The sequence below is a fragment of the Kocuria sp. BT304 genome, assembly GCF_003290245.1.
GTDB classification, from domain to species: domain Bacteria; phylum Actinomycetota; class Actinomycetes; order Actinomycetales; family Micrococcaceae; genus Kocuria; species Kocuria rhizophila_A.
In genome coordinates this window covers 2,365,311-2,383,137 of the sequence record NZ_CP030039.1, presented here as the reverse complement: position 1 = coordinate 2,383,137, position 17,827 = coordinate 2,365,311, and the positions used below count along the sequence as shown (strand labels likewise).

The following is a 17,827-nucleotide window of genomic DNA, read 5'->3' as shown; positions in this document are numbered from 1 at the left end:
GATACATTGTGCCAAACGCGCCACGGCCCGCGTGTCCGAACCCCCGTGCACCGGGGGCGGTCCGCCGACATGCGAGCGGGGCGCGGCGTGACACGTCCACGGGAGGATCAACGGCTTGGCCACGGCAAAAAAACCCACGAGTTTCTTCAAGGGCCCCATCTTCTGGATCCTGCTGGCCATTGTGGTCCTGGTTCCCGTGGGAGCGAGCTTCTTCAGCCCCACCACGTCCCGCGTGGACACCAACGTGGGCCTGGACCTGCTCGAGCAGGACAAGGTCAAAGAGGCCAAGATCTACGACGGCGAGCAGAAGGTGGAGCTCTCCCTCAAGGACGACCTCAACCAGGGTGACCGCAACCTGGGCAAGGACGTGGAGTTCTACTACGTCAAGCCCCGCGCCGAAGAGGTCGTGAAGACCATGGACCAGGCGCACCTGGAGGGCTTCACGGACCAGCCCGTGGAGAACAACTGGTTCCTGTCCCTGGTGCGCTTCCTGCTGCCCTTCCTGATCATCATGGGCATCTTCTGGTTCATCTTCTCCCGCATGCAGACCGGTGGGCAGGCCATGAAGTTCGGCCGCTCGAAGGCCAAGATGTTCAACAAGGAGAACTCAGAGGTCACGTTCGCGGACGTGGCCGGCGCGGACGAGGCCGTCCAGGAGCTCGACGAGATCAAGCAGTTCCTGGTGGAGCACGACCGCTTCACCGCGGTGGGCGCCAAGGTGCCCAAGGGTGTGCTGCTCTACGGCCCTCCCGGCACGGGCAAGACCCTGCTGGCCAAGGCCGTGGCCGGTGAGGCCGGTGTGCCGTTCTACTCCATCTCCGGCTCGGACTTCGTGGAGATGTTCGTGGGCGTGGGCGCCTCCCGCGTGCGCGACCTCTTCCAGCAGGCCAAGGAGAACGCCCCGGCCATCATCTTCGTGGACGAGATCGACGCCGTGGGCCGTCAGCGCGGCGCCGGCATGGGCGGCGGCAACGACGAGCGCGAGCAGACGCTGAACCAGCTCCTCGTGGAGATGGACGGCTTCGACGCCAACACCAACGTGATCCTGATCGCCGCGACCAACCGCCCGGACGTGCTGGACCCCGCGCTGCTGCGCCCGGGCCGCTTCGACCGCCAGATCGGCGTGGACGCCCCGGACATGAAGGGCCGCGAGCAGATCCTGCGCGTGCACGCCAAGAACAAGCCGCTCGCGCAGAACGTGGACCTCGCGTCCGTGGCCAAGCGGACCCCGGGCTTCACGGGCGCCGAGCTGGCCAACGTGATGAACGAGGCCGCACTGCTCACGGCGCGCTCCCACGCGCAGCTGATCGACGACCGCGCCGTGGACGAGGCCATCGACCGCGTGATCGCCGGTCCGCAGAAGCGCTCCCGCGTGATGAAGGAGCTGGAGCGCAAGGTCACGGCCTACCACGAGGGCGGCCACGCCCTGGTGGCGGCGGCCCTGCGCAACACGGACCCGGTCACCAAGATCACCATCCTGCCGCGCGGGCGGGCCCTGGGCTACACCATGGTGATGCCCTCGGACGACAAGTACTCCACCACCCGCAACGAGCTGCTGGACCAGATGGCCTACGCCATGGGCGGGCGCGCGGCCGAGGAAATCGTGTTCCACGACCCCTCCACCGGCGCCTCCAACGACATCCAGAAGGCCACGGACACCGCCCGGAAGATGGTCACCCAGTACGGGATGAGCGCCAAGATCGGCTCCGTGAAGATCGGCGGGGACAACTCGGACCCGTTCGTGGGCCGCGAGATGGGCTCCGGCTCCAAGGAGTACTCGGACCGCACCCTGGGCATCGTGGACGACGAGGTGCGGCTGCTGCTCGAGCAGGCCCACGACGAGGCCCACCAGATCCTGCTGCAGAACCGCCCGGTGCTGGACCGCCTGGCGCTCGAGCTGCTGGAGAAGGAGACCCTCAACGAGGCCCAGATCCGGGAGATCTTCCGGGACGTGACCCTGCGCGATGTGCGTCCCGTGTGGCAGTCCGGCGAGGAGCGCGAGATCTCGGACGTGCCCCCGGTGGTCACCGCCGCGGAGCACGAGGAGGCCCGCCGCAAGAACCTGCAGGACCCCAGCACCATGGCCCCCCAGGACCAGGCGGTGGCCGCCAAGCCGGAGCACCCTCTGGAGGTCCCGGAGCACCAGGATCCGCGCCCGGGCGGCGACGACGCCCAGTCCGGTCCCGGCGGTGGCCAGGGCGGGGTGCCCGGGCAGGAACCGGGTGGTAAGCGGGAGAACGGCTGAATGGCACCCGCGCCCGAGCAGAACGCGCCCATCCCCAGCGCTCCCGAGCACGACGCCCACGAACCGGTCTCCGAACCCGTCTCCGGCTCCTTCCTCGACCACGCCGGCACCGGTGAGGTCTCCGCCGCGGTGGACCAGCCGAGGATCGCCGCCGCGGTGCGGGAGATCCTGCTGGCCGTGGGGGAGGACCCCGACCGCAACGGTCTCCGCGACACCCCGGCTCGGGTGGCCCGCGCGTACGCGGAGGTCTTCGCGGGGCTGCACGAGGATCCCGCCGAGCTGCTCGCCACGTCCTTCGACATCGGCCACTCGGAGATGGTGCTGGTGCGTGACGTGCCGTTCTACTCCACGTGCGAGCACCACCTGGTGCCGTTCCACGGGGTGGCCCACGTGGGCTACATCCCCGGCCCGGAGGGCAAGGTCACGGGCCTGTCCAAGCTCGCGCGCCTCGTGGACCTCTACGCCAAGCGCCCCCAGGTCCAGGAGCGGCTGACCACCCAGGTGGTCGAGGCGCTCGTGGCGCACCTGCACCCCGCCGGGGCGATCGTGGTGGTCGAGTGCGAGCACCTGTGCATGTCCATGCGCGGCGTGCGCAAGCCCGGCGCCAGGACGGTCACCTCCGCCGTGCGCGGGCAGCTGCGGGACCCCGCCACGCGTGCCGAGGCCATGAACCTGATCGCAGCGGGACACGGCCGGTGACCGCCGCGCACCACGCCGCCACCGGCGCCCAGGGCGGCGCACCGGGCGCTCCCCGCGCCGCCCCAGGTGCCCAGGGCCCGACAGCCGACGCCAGGGGCGCGGCCACCGGAGCCCACGACGCCGCCCGCCCCGGTTCCCGGCCGGATGCGCCGGACCGTGCGGGTGGGGACGCACCCCTCGGGTGGGGCTCGTTCGAGGGGCTGCCCACCGGGCGCACCCTGGTGATGGGGGTGCTCAACGTGACCCCCGACTCGTTCAGCGACGGCGGCCGCCACGACTCGGAGGCGGCGGCCATCGCGCACGGCCTGCGCCTCGCGGAGCAGGGAGCGGACATCGTGGACGTGGGCGGGGAGTCCACCCGTCCGCACGCGCAGCAGGTGGACCCGCGCGAGGAACGGCGCAGGGTGTTGCCGGTGATCCGGGAACTGAGCCGCCGCGGCGTCGTCGTGAGCGCGGACACGCTGAACGCGGACACGGCCCACGCCGCGATCGAGGCGGGCGCGCACATCGTCAACGACGTCTCGGGCACCGCCGTCAGTGCGGAGATGGTCGAGCTCGTGGGCGCCACCGGCGTGCCGTACGTGCTCATGCACTCGCGCGGGACCCCGCAGACCATGACCGGGCTGGCCACCTACACGGACACGGTGGCCGACGTGCTGCGGGAGCTCACCGCGGTGCGCGACCGGCTGCTCGCGGCCGGCGCGGCCCCGGAGCGCCTGGTCCTGGACCCCGGTCTGGGCTTCGCGAAGGCCGGCACGCAGGACTGGGAGCTGCTGCGGGCCCTGCCCCGGCTGCAGGCGCTGGGCCACAGGGTGCTCGTGGCGGCCTCCCGCAAACGCTTTCTCGGGGCGCTGCTGGCCGAGGACGGCGAGCCCCGCCCCGTGGACGGGCGCGACGGCGCCACCGCCGCGCTCAGCGCCCTGGCGGCGTTCGGCGGCGCCTGGGCCGTGCGCGTCCACGACGTCCCGGCCACGGTGGACGCGGTGGCCACCGCGCACGCGTGGCTGGGAATCGAACCACCCGTACTGCGACCCCGGGATGCAGGGAGCTGACGCCGCCATGACCACCGCCACACCCGACCCCGCCCACCTCGACCGCATCACCCTCACCGGGCTGGGTGCGGTGGGCTACCACGGCGTATTCGAGAAGGAGCGTCGCAGCGGGCAGCCGTTCTTCGTGGACCTCGTGCTGCACGTGGACCTGCGCCCCGCCGGTGCCACCGACGACCTCACCCGCACCGTGCACTACGGCGAGGTCGCCGAGATGGTGCGCGAGATCATCATCGGCACGCGGTTCCAGCTCATTGAGGCCCTCGCGGAGGAGATCGCCCGCAGCCTGCTGGAGCGCTTCACCCTCGTGGCCGCCCTCGAGGTCACGGTGCACAAGCCCAAGGCACCCATCGACGTCACGTTCTCGGACGTGGCCGTGAGCATCGTGCGCACCCGCGCCGCACTCGGGGCGGGTTCACGCTGATGGCCGCCCGGTGCGTCGTGGCCCTGGGCGCCAACCTGGGGGACCGGCTCGCGGTGCTGCGGCACGCGGTCCGGGACCTGGAGGCGAGCCCGGGGATCACGGTCACCGCGGCGTCGCCCGTGGTGGAGACCCGCTCCGTGGGCGGGCCAGAGGGCTCCCCGGACTACCTCAACGCCGTGGTGGAGCTGCGCTGCGAGCTCGCGCCCCTGGAGCTGCTGGAGGTGTGCCAGCGGATCGAGCAGCGCCACGGGCGCACCCGGGAGCTGAGGTGGGGCCCGCGCACCCTGGACCTGGACGTCGTGTGCGTGGAGGGTGTGCGCAGCGAGGACCCGCGGCTCGTGCTGCCGCACCCGCGCGCGGCGCAGCGGGCCTTCGTGCTGCGCCCGTGGGAGCTCATGGATCCCGCCGCGGAGCTGGACGGGGTCCCGGTCGCGCGTCTCGCGCGCGCCGCCGCGGACCTGGGGGACCTCACCGTGACCGAGCACCGGCTGCGGCCGGAGGAGGAGACGTCGTGCGCTACCTGAACCTGCTGTCCCTCGTGGCCGCCGCCGCGGTCGCCGCCGCCGTGGGGTGGAGCATCGCCCAGGTGGTCGGGGGGCGGGAGAGCCTGCTCATCCTGGCCTGGGTCAGCATCGTGGCCGAGGTGGCCGCGGGAGCGGTGGTCGCGTACCTCGGGCTGCGGCTGCGCGCCCACCGGGACCCGGAGGCCGGCCGGGGCGCCCGGAAAGACCCGGCGCGGCGCAAGCCGTACGACCCCGTGTGGGCCGTGGGCACGGCCGCCGCGGCGCAGGCCATCGCGTACTACGGCGCGCTGTGCGCCGGGTGGCACGCGGGGATCGGTGTGGACCAGCTGGCCCTGATCGGTGTCCGCTCCACCCAGCAGCCGCTGTGGCAGTGCGTGGCCCAGGTTCTCGTGGGCGTGGCCCTGGCCGTGGTGGGCTGGATCGTGGAGAAATCCTGCAGACTTCCTCCCGATGACCCGGACGCGGAGGAGGAAAGCCCGTACGGTGGGCGGCGTGACCCGTACGCCACCGGAGAGGGAGGATATGCCCGCGACCACTGACCTGAGCCCTGCGGGACTGAGCTGGCACGGGGTGTCCCCCAAGTACGTGCCGGTGCGCCTGATCGGCGCCGCGATCGGGACCGCCGCCTGGACGGCGGGCCTGGCCGTGCCCCTGGTTCTCGCGCTGCTGGGTGTGTGGGGCGGAGCCGCCTCGTGGCTGTGGATCCTGCCCGCCGCCGCCCTGGTGTGGGGGCTGGTCAACCTCGCGCTCGTGCCCCGCAGGGTGCGCGCCATCGGCTATGCGCAGGCGCCCACCGAGCTGTGGCTGCGCCGGGGCCTGTTCTTCCGCTCCGTGACCGTGGTGCCCTACGGCCGCATGCAGTACGTGGACATCAAGACCGGACCCGTGCTCAACGCCTTCGGACTGGCCACCCTGACCCTGCACACCGCGTCCGCGAGCACCGACGCCGTGCTGCCCGGACTGCCCCGGGAGGAAGCGGACCGCCTGCGCGAGCAGCTCACCCAGCGCGGTGAAGAGCTCATGGTGGGCCTGTGACGGGCCCCGAGGACGCCGTGGCCGGCGTCCCCGGCCTCGGGCAGCCGCCGCGCGGGCACCACCCCGACCGAGCGCCGTCGTCCCGAGCCGGGGCACCGCAGCGGGACTCCGGTCCCGAGGAACCCCGGGCCGAGTTCCGCCCCCGGGAACCGCAGGCAGGGCTCCGCCCCGAGGAACCGCGCGCAGAGTCCCACCCCGGAGGATCGCAGGCAGGGTCCCAGCCCGGGGCACCGGCGGTGCAGCCGCACCCCGACGGGCCCCAGCGCCCCGACGAACCCCAGCGCGACGCCGAGGACGTGTGGCACCGCGTCCACCCGCTGACGCCGTTCGTGCGCAGCTGGCTGCTGCTCGTGGCCCTCGCGTGGGGCATCGGCAACACCTTCCTGGATGACGTCCTCTCCGCACTGGTCAAGCACGAGCCCCTCAACGTGGACGTGGGCGGTGCCGTGCAGCTGGTGGGCGCGGGCCTGGCCCTCGCGGTGCTGTGCGGGGTGCTGGGCCTGCTGATCGGGCTGGGACTGCTCTCGTGGTGGTTCACCCGCTACCAGATCACCGAGGAGCACGTGCGCTTCCGCAGCGGCTGGCTGTTCCGCACGCAGCGCCAGGCGCGCCTGGACAGGGTGCAGGGCATCGACATCGAGCGCCGCTTCCTGCCCCGCGTGCTGGGGCTCTCCGCCCTGAAGTTCGACGTGGCGGACGGCGGGTCCAGCGTGCTGCAGCTGTCCTACCTGGGCCGGGAGCACGCGCAGCAGCTGCGACGACAGCTGCTGGTCGCCGCGCACCGGGCGGCGGCGCAGCACGGCTCGGCGGGCACGACGCCGCCGGAGGCCTCCGCGGACCCGTCACCACGGGCTCCGACCGCGCCCGACGGTGCCCGCGCGGCGGAGGACGCGCAGGCGTCCGTGGACGGCGCGGGTCGGGTGGCGCCCTGGAGCGCGCCGACAGCCGGTGCGCCGAACTCCGCTGCGGCTGACCAGGGGGCGGCCACCCCTGGTGCGGCGGCCCCGGGTACCGGTGCTCCCGAGGCTGCGGGGGCGGCCCGCGGTGGGCGCTCCCGGGACGGCGTGGACGTGCGGGTGGCCCAGAAGTACGGGCTGCTCGGCGAGCAGGACGAGCTGCGCCGCGTGTTCACGGTACCCACCGGTCGCGTGCTGCTGGGCCTGGTGCTCTCGCCGCCGGCCGTGGTGCTGGTGGTGCTGGCGCTGGTGGCCGCGGGGCTGTCCGTGTGGTTCCCCGAGGCGCTCGTGGTGGTGCTGCCCTCGAGCCTGCCGCCGCTGCTGGGTGTGGTCTCCGGGCTGTACTCGCGGCTCGAGAAGAGCTGGGGCTTCACGCTGAGCGAGGAGCCCTCGGGAGTGCGCACCCGGGCGGGGCTGTTCAACGAGCGCTCCTCCACGATCCCCACGGGCCGTGTGCAGGCGCTGGAGGTCACGGCGCCGCTGCTGTGGCGGGTCTTCGGCGGCCACAGGGTGGTGGTCGTCACCGCAGGCAAGGGCGGGACGTCGGACGCCGAGGGCCTCGGCTCCGTGGTGCTGCCGGTGGGCACGTGGGACGAGGTCCGGGAGCTGCTGGGGCTCGTGCTCCCGCTCGCGGACGCCCCCGAGGGCCTCGTGTCGGAGGGGATCACCGGGATCGGCGGTTCCGGCAGGTTCACCACGAGCCCCCGGCGGGCGCGCTGGCTGGACCCGCTCACGTGGCGGCGCACGGGTTTCGCCGTGGACGACTCCTCCCTGGTGCTGCGCTGGGGCCGGCTCGCCCGGCACGCGAGCGTGGTCCCGCACCACAAGACCCAGTCGGTGGCGCTGCGCCAGGGTCCGGTGGAGCGGCGGTTCGGGCTGAGCGATTTCGCGGTGCACGTGACCCCCGGATCCGTCACCACGTCCGTGGCGCACCTGGACGCGGCCACCGCGCGGGAGCTGCAGTGGTGCCACGCGGAGCTCGCCCGTGCGGCGCGCGAGCGGGTGGACGGCACGGCCGCGGGCGCGCCCGCCGGAGGCACGCCCGCCCCCTGACGCCGTGCGCTACCCTGTGCGTGCCGTTGTGTCCCCTGCGAGGAGTGTTCGCGTGTCCCACCCCAGTCACCGCCCCGGCCGTCTCGGCGTGGGCGTCGTCAGCGCGGGCAGGGTGGGTGCCGTGCTCGGCGCCGCGCTGCGGGCCGCGGGCCACGCCGTCGTGGGTGTGCACGCGACCTCGGAGGCCAGCCGGGAACGGGCCGCGGCACTGCTGCCGGATGTGCCGGTGCTGGACGTGGAGACCATCGTGGAGCGCAGCGAGCTCGTGCTGCTCGCGGTGCCGGACGACCAGCTGCCCGGTCTCGTGGCCGGGCTCGCCGCCACGGGGGCGTGGCAGCCCGGCCAGCTCGTGGTCCACACCGCCGGACGCTACGGCACGGACGTCCTGGAGCCCGTGCGGGCGGCCGGGGGGATCGGTCTCGCGGTGCACCCGGCCATGACCTTCACGGGGCTCAGCCTGGACCTGCAGCGGCTGGTCGACTGCAGTTTCGGGATCACCGCGGCCGCCCCCGTGCTGCCGATCGCGCAGGCGCTCGTCGTGGAGATGGGCGCGGAGCCCGTCGTCGTCGCCGAGGCGGACCGCCCGCTCTACCACGCGGCCCTCGCCCACGGCTCCAACCACGTGATGACGGTGCTGGGGGAGTCCATGCAGCTGCTCGGCGAGATCGGTGTGGAGCACCCGGACCGCGTGCTGGGACCGCTCGCGCGGGCCACCGTGGACAACGCCCTGGCCTCCGGGGAGAACGCCCTCACGGGCCCGGTGGCCCGCGGGGACGTCGCCACCGTGGCCGCGCACGTGGCCGCACTGCGCGAGCTGGCCGGCGGCGGTGCGGGTGCCGCTCCCGGGGACCCGGCGGACGACGACGCCGCACGGCCGCCGCATACGGGCACTTCACCGGGGGGCATCGGGCGGGAGCTGCTGGCCGGGTACCGCGCGCTGGCGCGTCAGACGGCCCGGCGCGCCGCGGCGTCGGGCAGACTGGACGCCATGAGCTACCGCGCGGTGCTGGCCGCGCTCGAGGACGAGGAGTGAGCGTGGCGGAACCCGTGGTGTGCACCACCGTGGAGCAGGTGCGCGAGGAGATCGGGGCGCGCGTGGGGCGGGGGGCCCGCTCCGTGGGACTGCTGCCCACCATGGGCGCGCTGCACCACGGCCACCTGGAGATCGCCCGCCGTGCCCGCGCGGAGAACGACCTGACGGTGGTGTCCGTGTTCGTGAACCCCCTGCAGTTCGGCCCCGGCGAGGACTTCGAGAGCTACCCGCGTCAGCTGGAGCAGGATGTCGCGCTGCTCGCCGAGGTGGGGGTGGACCTCGTCTTCGCCCCGGACGCCGCGCAGATGTACCCGGACGGGACCCCCGTGGTCACGGTGACCTCCGGTGCCGCGGGAACGGTCCTCGAGGGCGCCACCCGCCCCGGGCACTTCGACGGCGTCCTGACCGTGGTCAACAAGCTCTTCACCATCGTGGCCCCCGGCCCGCTGACCCCGTTCCGGGCGTACTTCGGGGAGAAGGACGCGCAGCAGCTGCTGCTCGTGCAGCGCATGGTGCGTGACTTCGAACACCGCGTGGAGATCCGCCCCGTGCCCATCGTGCGCTCCGAGCAGGGGCTCGCGCTGTCCTCCCGCAACCAGTACCTCTCCGAGGGCCAGGCGCGCCACGCCCTCGTGCTGCACCGCACCCTGAGCGCGCTCGCGGCGGGCGGGTTCACGCTGGAGCAGGCCAGACGGCAGGTGGCCGCGGAGCCCGAGGTGCGTCTGGACTACCTCGTGACCGTGGACCCTCGCACCCTCGGGTTCGTGGACCCGGCGCCCGGGGCCCTGGCCCTGGTGGCCGCGTGGGTGGGGCCCACGCGGCTGATCGACAACATGCGCATCTGAGCGCTACCGGTATCCTGGTCCACTGTGACCGAGCAGCCTGAGACCACCGTTCCCGCCGAGCCCGCCAGCACCGATCCGGAGCTGAGTGCCCACGAGCTCAACGACCAGATGGCCGTGCGCGCCGCCAAGCGGCAGGCCGCCGCGGACGCCGGGATGCACCCCTACCCCGTGGGTGTGCACCGCACCGCGACCCTCGCGAGCGTGCGGGCGGAGTTCGGTCACCTCGCGGACGGCGAGGAGACCGACCACGTGGTCACCGTGGCCGGTCGCGTGGTGCACGTGCGCAACACCGGCAAGCTGTGCTTCGGGACCCTCCAGGAGGGGGACGGCACCCGCCTGCAGGTCATGCTCTCCAAGGCGAATGTGGGGGACGAGGCGCTCGCACAGTGGAAGGCCCTCGTGGACCTCGGGGACTTCGTGGCCGTGACCGGGCGGGTCATCAGCTCCCGCCGGGGCGAGCTGTCCGTCATGGCGGACTCCTGGACCATGGCCTCCAAGGCCCTGCGCCCTCTGCCCACCATGCACAAGGAGCTCAACGAGGAGACCAGGGTGCGCCAGCGCTACCTGGACCTGATCGTGCGCCAGGAGGCGCGCGACGTCGTGCTCACCCGCTCCCTGATCACCCGCACCGTGCGCCGGGTCATGGAGCAGCAGGGGTACGTGGAGATCGAGACGCCCATGCTGCAGCTCGTGCACGGCGGCGCCGCGGCGCGGCCGTTCGAGACCCACCTCAACGCCTTCGACCAGGACATGACCCTGCGCATCGCCACCGAGCTCTACCTCAAGCGCGCGGTGGTGGGCGGCATCGATAAGGTCTTCGAAATCGGGCGGGTATTCCGCAATGAGGGCGTGGATTCCTCCCACAGCCCGGAATTCACCACCCTGGAGGCCTACGAGGCCTACGCGGACCAATTCGACATGGCGGACCGGATCCGGGAGATCATCCAGGAATGCGCGCGGCAGCTGGGCGTTGAGGGCATCGACACCCCGCAGGGCCGCATCGAATTGTTCGGTGAATGGCAGTGGGTGTCCGTGTACCCGGGTCTGTCCGAGGCCGTGGGGCGGGAGATCACCCCGGAAACCCCCGCGGAGCAGCTGCGCGCCGTGGCCGCCGAGCGGGACATTCCCGTGAATCCCGCGTGGGACGCCCAGAAGCTCGTCATGGAGCTCTTCGAGGAGATCGTGGAGCCCACGCTGCTCCAGCCCACCTTCGTGTACGACTATCCGCCCGCGGCCCAGCCCCTGGCGCGCCCGCACCGCGAGAAGCCCGGCGTGATCGAGGCGTGGGACCTCATCATCGGCGGCATGGAGCGCGGCACCGCGTTCTCCGAGCTCGTGGACCCCGTGGTGCAGCGGGAACGGCTCACCGAGCAGTCGCTGCTGTCCGCGGCGGGGGATCACGAGGCCATGCAGCTGGACGAGGACTTCCTGCGGGCGCTCGAGCACGGTGCCCCGCCCATGGGCGGCATGGGGCTCGGCCTGGACCGGCTCATCATGCTCTTCACCAACCTCGGCATCAGGGAGACCATTCTCTTCCCGCTGATGAAGCCCGAGTGAGACCCCTTCGCGGCGCCGCCCGCACAGCATCTGTCCAGTCCCGGAGAGGATGATCGTCGTCATGGAGTACCTGGCCGTCTTCGCGCCCTCGCTGGGCGTGGGCGTGATCTTCTACCTGGTGATGCGCTGGCTGCTGCGCGGTGATAAGACCGAGCGCACCGCACGCTCGCATGCCCAGGAGGACGCCGAGCAGTGGTACCGGGCCGTGCGCGAGCGCGAGGGCGAGAATTCGCCGTTCGGGGACCAGCAGGAAAAGCCCCGGCAGCAGAGGGGTCTCGACCTGCGCAACTCCATTCCCATTCGTGATTCCGCAGCGGATCAGAATCCGCCGCAATAGTCCCGTGATGACAATTCACGGAGCACGTGCAATGATGGGCCGTGAAACGGCATTGTTCCCGTTCCATGCGCGGTGAAATCCACCCCGTTATCGTTTGCCCCGCGGGGCTGTCGGCCACCCGGGGGAATGGGTGTCCGGCTCGCGTGGACACCGGATAACAGTTTCACCCCACTGCACGTGTTCGCAGGTGCGAACCCATTGGACGAAAAGGCCCGTGAGGCGTTTGGAGGATCTGACCATGGCTCAGACCGTGAAAATCATTCTGGAAGACGACATCGACGGCGGCGAGGCCCACGAGACCGTGCGCTTCGGGCTGGACGGCGGCCAGTACGAGATCGACCTGAACTCGGAGAACGCCACCAAGCTGCGCGACGCCCTGCGCCCCTACGTCTCGGCCGGGCGCCGGGCCTCCGCCAAGAACGGGCGCAGCGCGGCCACCACCACCCGCCCCAGCCGTTCCGGCAACCCCGAGACCCCCAAGATCCGCGCGTGGGCCAAGGAGCAGGGCCTGAAGGTCTCGGACCGCGGCCGCATCCACCAGGACGTGCAGGACAAGTACTACGCCGCGCACGGCAGCTGATCCCTCGGGACGGGCAGCGGCCTCCGCGGCCGCTCGCCCGCTCCGCCCCCGGTGACCCGCCCCCGGTGATCCGGGGGACCCCGGCCGGAATACGCCCTCGTGCGTGTTCCGGCCGTTCTCGTTCTCGCGCCAAATGCGCGAAACCGGAATTCACGGGAATTGGCGGATCGTGGGCGGGGCAATTTCGCCGAGGGCTGGACACCGTGCGCCAGTGGCGAACAGTGCCCATGGCGGCCATGGCGGTGCCTAACATCGTGGGCAGAGATCAATGAAGGAGTATCCATGTTCGAACGCTTCACCGACCGTGCCCGCCGGGTGGTCGTGCTGGCCCAGGAAGAGGCCAGGATGCTCAACCACAACTACATCGGCACCGAGCACCTGCTGCTCGGGCTGATCCACGAGGGGGAGGGCGTCGCCGCCAAGGCCCTCGAGTCCATGGGCATCACCCTGAGCGCCGCCCGCGAGCAGGTCCAGGACATCATCGGCCCGGGCCAGCAGGCCCCCTCGGGCCACATCCCGTTCACGCCCCGCGCCAAGAAGGTCCTGGAGCACTCGCTGCGCGAGGCCCTGCAGCTGGGCCACAACTACATCGGCACCGAGCACATCCTGCTGGGGATCATCCGCGCCGGTGAGGGCGTGGCCTCGCAGGTGCTCGTGAAGCTGGGCGCGGACCCCGCCAAGGTGCGTGCCACGGTGCTCGAGCTGATCTCGGGCTACCAGTCCGGCAACGCCGGGGGCGAGAAGGAGGCCGCCGGCGTCGGCTCCGGTGGTCGTGCGGAGGGAACCCCCGCAGGCTCCGCCGTGCTGGACCAGTTCGGGCGCAACCTCACCGCGGCCGCCCGCGAGTCTCAGCTGGACCCCGTGATCGGGCGCTACCGCGAGATGGAGCGCGTCATGCAGGTGCTCTCGCGGCGCACCAAGAACAACCCGGTGCTGATCGGCGAGCCCGGTGTGGGCAAGACCGCCGTGGTCGAGGGCCTCGCGCAGGCGATCGTGCGCGGGGACGTCCCCGAGACCCTCAAGGACAAGCAGCTCTACACGCTGGACCTCGGTTCTCTCGTGGCGGGCTCCCGCTACCGCGGGGACTTCGAGGAGCGCCTGAAGAAGGTGCTCAAGGAGATCCGCACGCGCGGGGACATCATCCTGTTCATCGACGAGATCCACACCCTGGTGGGTGCGGGTGCCGCCGAGGGCGCGATCGACGCCGCCTCCATCCTCAAGCCCATGCTGGCCCGCGGTGAGCTGCAGACCATCGGCGCCACCACCCTGGACGAGTACCGCAAGCACATCGAGAAGGACGCCGCCCTGGAGCGGCGCTTCCAGCCCATCCAGGTGGACGAGCCCTCCGAGGCCCACGCTGTGGAGATCCTCAAGGGCCTGCGGGACAAGTACGAGGCGCACCACCGGGTGTCCATCTCGGACGAGGCCCTCGAGTCCGCCGTGAGCATGTCCGCCCGCTACGTCTCGGACCGCTTCCTGCCGGACAAGGCCATCGACCTGATCGACGAGGCCGGTGCCCGGCTGCGCATCAAGCGCATGACGGCGCCGCCGGAGATCAAGGCGCTGGACGAGAAGATCGCGGAGACCAAGACCGCCAAGGAAGCCGCGATCGACGGCCAGGACTACGAGAAGGCCGCGTCCCTGCGCGACACCGAGCAGAAGCTCATCGCCGAGCGGGACGAGAAGGACAAGGCCTGGCGCGAGGGGGACGACCAGATCTCCGAGGTCACCCCCGAGGTCATCTCGGACGTGCTCTCCGCGTCCACGGGCGTGCCCGTGTACAAGCTCTCCGAGGAGGAGTCCGGCCGGCTGCTGCACATGGAGGACGAGCTGCACAAGCGCGTCATCGGGCAGAACGAGGCCATCAAGGCCCTGTCCCGCTCCATCCGCCGCACCCGTGCGGGTCTGAAGGATCCCCGCCGTCCGGGCGGCTCGTTCATCTTCGCCGGGCCCACCGGCGTGGGCAAGACCGAGCTGGCCAAGGCGCTCGCGGAGTTCCTCTTCGGTGACGAGGACGCCCTGATCACCCTGGACATGTCCGAGTACCAGGAGAAGCACACCGTCTCCCGGCTCTTCGGTGCCCCTCCGGGCTACGTGGGCTACGAGGAGGGCGGGCAGCTGACCGAGAAGGTCCGCCGCAAGCCGTTCTCCGTGGTGCTCTTCGACGAGGTGGAGAAGGCCCACCAGGACCTGTTCAACTCCCTGCTGCAGATCCTCGAGGACGGCCGTCTGACCGACTCGCAGGGCCGCGTGGTGGACTTCAAGAACACGGTGATCATCATGACCACCAACCTGGGCACCCGGGACATCTCTCGCACGGTTCCCGTGGGCTTCCAGGCCAGCGGGGACGCCGCCACCTCCTACGACCGCATGCAGGCCAAGGTGCAGGAGGAGCTCAAGGAGCACTTCCGCCCCGAGTTCCTCAACCGCGTGGACGAGATCATCGTGTTCCCGCAGCTGAGCGAGGCCGAGATCGTGCAGATCGTGGACCTGTTCGTGGCGCGGCTGCAGCAGCGGCTGCGCGAGCAGGACATGTCCATCACGCTCACGGATGAGGCCAAGAAGCTCGTGGCCAAGAAGGGCTACGACCCCGCCATGGGCGCCCGCCCGCTGCGCCGCACCATGCAGCGCGAGATCGAGGACCAGCTCTCCGAGCGGATCCTGTTCGGTGAGATCGCCTCCGGCGAGAAGATCACCGTGGGTGTCGAGGGCGAGGGGGACGACGCCACGTTCACGTTCTCCTCGACCCCCATGTCCGAGCTGTCCGACGAGGAGATCGCGGAGATCGAGAACACTCCCACCCTCTCGGACAACGACGACAGCCAGTCCGGCAAGGACGTCCCGCGCTCACCGCACACCGGCGGTGACACGGGCGGGGGAGCGGCCCAGGCACAGGCCTGAGCCGGCACCCCCCGGGGCCGAGCGCCCAGGGCGAGCGGGCGGCGTCGTGAACTTCGGTTCGCGACGCCGCCCGCTCGCGTCCCGGGGGCCGGGCCGGCCCGCGTACAGTCGTGGCCATGACCGAGATCCGCATCCGCCCAGCCCGCACGTCGGACGTCCACGGGATCAAGGAGCTCGTGGCGCCCATGGCCACGGAGCGCATCCTGATCACCAAGGACACCGTCACCTACTACGAGAGCATCCAGGAGTTCGTGGTCGCGGAGGACGAGTCCGGGACGCTGGTGGGCTGCGGGGCGCTGCACGTGATGTGGGAGGACCTCGCGGAGGTGAGGACGCTCGCCACGTCACCGGCGGCACGGGGGCACGGTGTGGGCGGGCGGATGCTGTGCGAGCTGCTGTCCCGTGCCGAACGGCTCGGGGTGAGCCGGGTCTTCTGCCTCACGTTCGAGGTGGGGTTCTTCGCCGCCCACGGGTTCGAGGTCATGGCCAACCAGGAGACCATCCCCGCGGAGGTGTTCGCGGAGCTGCTGCGCTCGCACGACGAGGGCGTCGCGGAGTTCCTCGACCTCGCGCGGGTGAAGCCCAACACGCTGGGCAACACGCGCATGATCCGCCAGCTCACCCCGGAAGGCTGACCCCGGCGTCGTCCGCGGCGGCCAGCCCGTCGGCCAGCAGACCGGTCAGGGCACGACGGCGCTGCTCCGGCGGGGCGGGCAGCCGCCACAGGGCGGTCAGCTCCGCGACCACCACGGCGGGAGGTGCGCCGTGGCCCTGCGCGAGAGCCTCCGATCCCGCCAGGTCCGTGAGCAGCAGCGGCTCGGGCACGGGGTCCACGGCCGAGCGCAGCACGGCCATGAGGGCCCCCCTGACCTGTCGGTCCGTGCCGTGCCACGCCTGGCCCCGCGGGGTCTCCTCCGGGGGCGGACTGCCCGCGGCCAGCCACGCGCACGAGTCCTGCACGGGGCACTCGCCGCAGCGCGGGGAGCGGGCCATGCACACGAGGGCGCCCAGTTCCATGACGGCTTGGTTCCACGCCACGGACCCGGCCACGTCCTCGGGGAGCAGAGAGTCCGCCAGCGCCGTCTCCGCGGCCGTGAGGGACCGGGCGGGCAGCGCCCGGCCGGAGAAGAGCCTGGCCTCGACCCTGCGGATGTTGGTGTCCACCACGGTGTGGCGCTGCCCGAACGCGAACACCGCCACGGCGGCGGCCGTGTAGGCCCCGATCCCCGGCAGCGCGAGCAGCTCGGCGTGGTCTCGGGGCACGCGCCCACCGTGCTCGTCCCGGATGCACTGGGCGGCGGCATGCAGCCGCAGGGCGCGCCGCGGGTACCCCAGCCGGCCCCACTCTCGCACCACGTCCGCCGGGGAGGCCGCGGCCAGGTCGGACGGCGTGGGCCAGCGCTGCAGCCACCGCTGCCACACTGGAAGCACCCGCACCACGGGTGTCTGCTGGAGCATGATCTCGCTGACCAGCACACCCCACGGGGTGCGCTGCGGTGCTCGCCACGGGAGGTCCCGGGCGCTGCCGCGGTACCACTCGACCACGGCGCGGCGGACGTCCTCGACCGGGGCTCCGGCGGGGGATTCGGCATTCGGGTTCATCACCGACCACGGTAGCCTGGAGACCATGGCTTCCCACGGTTCCGAGCGGCACGATCCCCCCACGCACCACACCCCGGACGAGGACACCGAGGCCAGACTTCCCGACCACGTCTACCGCCGACGCCGCCTGGTGGCGCTGGCCGTCATCGTGCTGGTGCTGCTCGTGATCGTGTGGGCGGTGGGTGCCGGGATCCGGGCGGTCACCGGTGGCGGGGAGGGCTACACCGCGGAGCAGGATGCCGCGCCAGCGCCGTCCGCCACGGCCCGGGCCAGCGCGGATCCCGCGAAGAAGTTCGACGACTTCACCCCCCGCCCGTCACCCTCCGGTTCCGCGTCGGGCGGGAGCTCCGCGAGCCCGAGCCCCAGCGCCTCCGCGGTGCCCGAGTGCACCGACAAGCTCTCCGTCACGGCGGGCACGGACAAGGAGAGCTACGCGGGCAAGGAGCAGCCGGTGCTCACCATGACCCTGGAGAACACCGGGGACCAGCCCTGCACGGTCAATGCGGGGAGCAAGCGCATGGCCTTCGTGGTGACCTCCGGCTCCGACACCGTCTTCGACTCCCGGCACTGCGCCGCGGGGGGCGAGGACCGCACCGTGACCCTCAACGCCGGTCAGAAGGAGAGCGCCAAGCTGAGTTGGAACCGCGTCCGCACAGCGGAGGGGTGTCCCGCAGGCCAGCCCGAGGCGCTCGCCGGGTACTACAACCTGGCCGTCTCCCTCGGGGACACCACCAGCCAGCAGGCGGCTTTCGTACTGAAGTGACGGGGCTCGCTCGGTCGTGGTGTCCGCCGCGGGCGGGCGGTGGGACCGTGGCCGCGTGACGGAGGGTGGTTGTCCGCGTGGGGTGCGCCCGGACGGCCCCCTCCGGGAACCGGCTCGCGGTGCCGCCCTGCGGTGCTGACCCGCGGTGCCGCCCTGCGGTGCCGGCCCGTGGGCTGACCTGCGGTGGTCGTGGCCCGAAGCGGCGTCATGGCGACGACGAACGG

At 72.0% G+C, this 17,827-nt stretch carries 17 protein-coding genes; 16 read left to right on the top strand and 1 reads right to left on the bottom strand.

What is annotated here, in order from left to right:
• The first annotated feature begins 115 nt into the window (after positions 1-115).
• The 15 genes from ftsH to DNL27_RS10390 all read left to right on the top strand — a co-directional run bounded on the left by ftsH (position 116) and on the right by DNL27_RS10390 (position 15,873).
• Positions 116-2,245 carry an ATP-dependent zinc metalloprotease FtsH gene (gene ftsH / locus DNL27_RS10460; RefSeq protein WP_012398996.1) on the top strand — a complete coding sequence of 710 codons (2,130 nt, stop codon included), beginning with the start codon at positions 116-118 and terminating at the stop codon, positions 2,243-2,245.
• On the top strand, positions 2,246-2,944 hold the full coding sequence (gene folE, locus DNL27_RS10455) for a GTP cyclohydrolase I FolE (RefSeq protein WP_012398995.1): 699 nt from the start codon (positions 2,246-2,248) through the stop codon (positions 2,942-2,944).
• Positions 2,941-3,996: a dihydropteroate synthase gene (folP, locus tag DNL27_RS10450; RefSeq protein WP_012398994.1), complete on the top strand. Its 1,056-nt coding sequence runs from the start codon at positions 2,941-2,943 to the stop codon at positions 3,994-3,996. Before folE ends, folP begins: the two co-directional genes overlap by 4 nt.
• A 7-nt stretch (positions 3,997-4,003) precedes the next feature.
• A complete protein-coding gene (gene folB / locus DNL27_RS10445) occupies positions 4,004-4,417 on the top strand; it encodes a dihydroneopterin aldolase (RefSeq protein WP_012398993.1) in 414 nt (137 codons plus the stop codon).
• Entirely contained in the window at positions 4,417-4,941 is a 525-nt protein-coding gene (gene folK, locus DNL27_RS10440) for a 2-amino-4-hydroxy-6-hydroxymethyldihydropteridine diphosphokinase (RefSeq protein ID WP_012398992.1), read from the top strand. The genes folB and folK overlap by 1 nt, the downstream gene beginning before the upstream one ends.
• A complete protein-coding gene (locus tag DNL27_RS10435) occupies positions 4,929-5,480 on the top strand; it encodes a DUF3180 family protein (RefSeq protein WP_012398991.1) in 552 nt (183 codons plus the stop codon). Before folK ends, DNL27_RS10435 begins: the two co-directional genes overlap by 13 nt.
• Complete coding sequence (locus tag DNL27_RS10430) at positions 5,464-5,976, top strand: PH domain-containing protein (protein WP_041297413.1); 513 nt, start codon at positions 5,464-5,466, stop codon at positions 5,974-5,976. The genes DNL27_RS10435 and DNL27_RS10430 overlap by 17 nt, the downstream gene beginning before the upstream one ends.
• Positions 5,973-7,985, top strand: a complete 2,013-nt coding sequence (locus DNL27_RS10425; RefSeq protein ID WP_112235500.1) for a PH domain-containing protein — start codon at positions 5,973-5,975, stop codon at positions 7,983-7,985. The genes DNL27_RS10430 and DNL27_RS10425 overlap by 4 nt, the downstream gene beginning before the upstream one ends.
• Positions 7,986-8,037: 52 nt before the next feature.
• Complete coding sequence (locus tag DNL27_RS10420; protein ID WP_112235499.1) at positions 8,038-9,018, top strand: Rossmann-like and DUF2520 domain-containing protein; 981 nt, start codon at positions 8,038-8,040, stop codon at positions 9,016-9,018.
• 2 nt (positions 9,019-9,020) lie between these two features.
• Positions 9,021-9,863, top strand: coding sequence for a pantoate--beta-alanine ligase (gene panC, locus DNL27_RS10415; protein ID WP_112235498.1), 843 nt, complete (start codon positions 9,021-9,023; stop codon positions 9,861-9,863).
• 24 nt (positions 9,864-9,887) lie between these two features.
• Positions 9,888-11,420, top strand: a complete 1,533-nt coding sequence (lysS, locus tag DNL27_RS10410) for a lysine--tRNA ligase (protein WP_012398986.1) — start codon at positions 9,888-9,890, stop codon at positions 11,418-11,420.
• 61 nt (positions 11,421-11,481) lie between these two features.
• Positions 11,482-11,757, top strand: coding sequence for a hypothetical protein (locus DNL27_RS10405; RefSeq protein ID WP_239494342.1), 276 nt, complete (start codon positions 11,482-11,484; stop codon positions 11,755-11,757).
• 238 nt (positions 11,758-11,995) lie between these two features.
• Complete coding sequence (locus tag DNL27_RS10400) at positions 11,996-12,337, top strand: Lsr2 family protein (RefSeq protein WP_012398984.1); 342 nt, start codon at positions 11,996-11,998, stop codon at positions 12,335-12,337.
• Between the two features lie 282 nt (positions 12,338-12,619).
• Positions 12,620-15,238: an ATP-dependent Clp protease ATP-binding subunit gene (locus DNL27_RS10395; protein WP_112235496.1), complete on the top strand. Its 2,619-nt coding sequence runs from the start codon at positions 12,620-12,622 to the stop codon at positions 15,236-15,238.
• Positions 15,239-15,354: 116 nt separating this feature from the next.
• Positions 15,355-15,873, top strand: a complete 519-nt coding sequence (locus tag DNL27_RS10390) for an amino-acid N-acetyltransferase (RefSeq protein WP_197408491.1) — start codon at positions 15,355-15,357, stop codon at positions 15,871-15,873.
• On the opposite strand, the gene DNL27_RS10385 is transcribed toward DNL27_RS10390, so the two are convergent.
• Entirely contained in the window at positions 15,857-16,840 is a 984-nt protein-coding gene (locus tag DNL27_RS10385) for an A/G-specific adenine glycosylase (RefSeq protein ID WP_112235495.1), read from the bottom strand. The two genes, DNL27_RS10390 and DNL27_RS10385, sit on opposite strands and share 17 nt — an antisense overlap.
• A gap of 25 nt (positions 16,841-16,865) precedes the next feature.
• Here DNL27_RS10385 and DNL27_RS10380 point away from each other — a divergent pair, with 25 nt between their 5' ends.
• Positions 16,866-17,603: a DUF4232 domain-containing protein gene (locus tag DNL27_RS10380; protein ID WP_112235494.1), complete on the top strand. Its 738-nt coding sequence runs from the start codon at positions 16,866-16,868 to the stop codon at positions 17,601-17,603.
• Positions 17,604-17,827 lie beyond the last annotated feature (224 nt).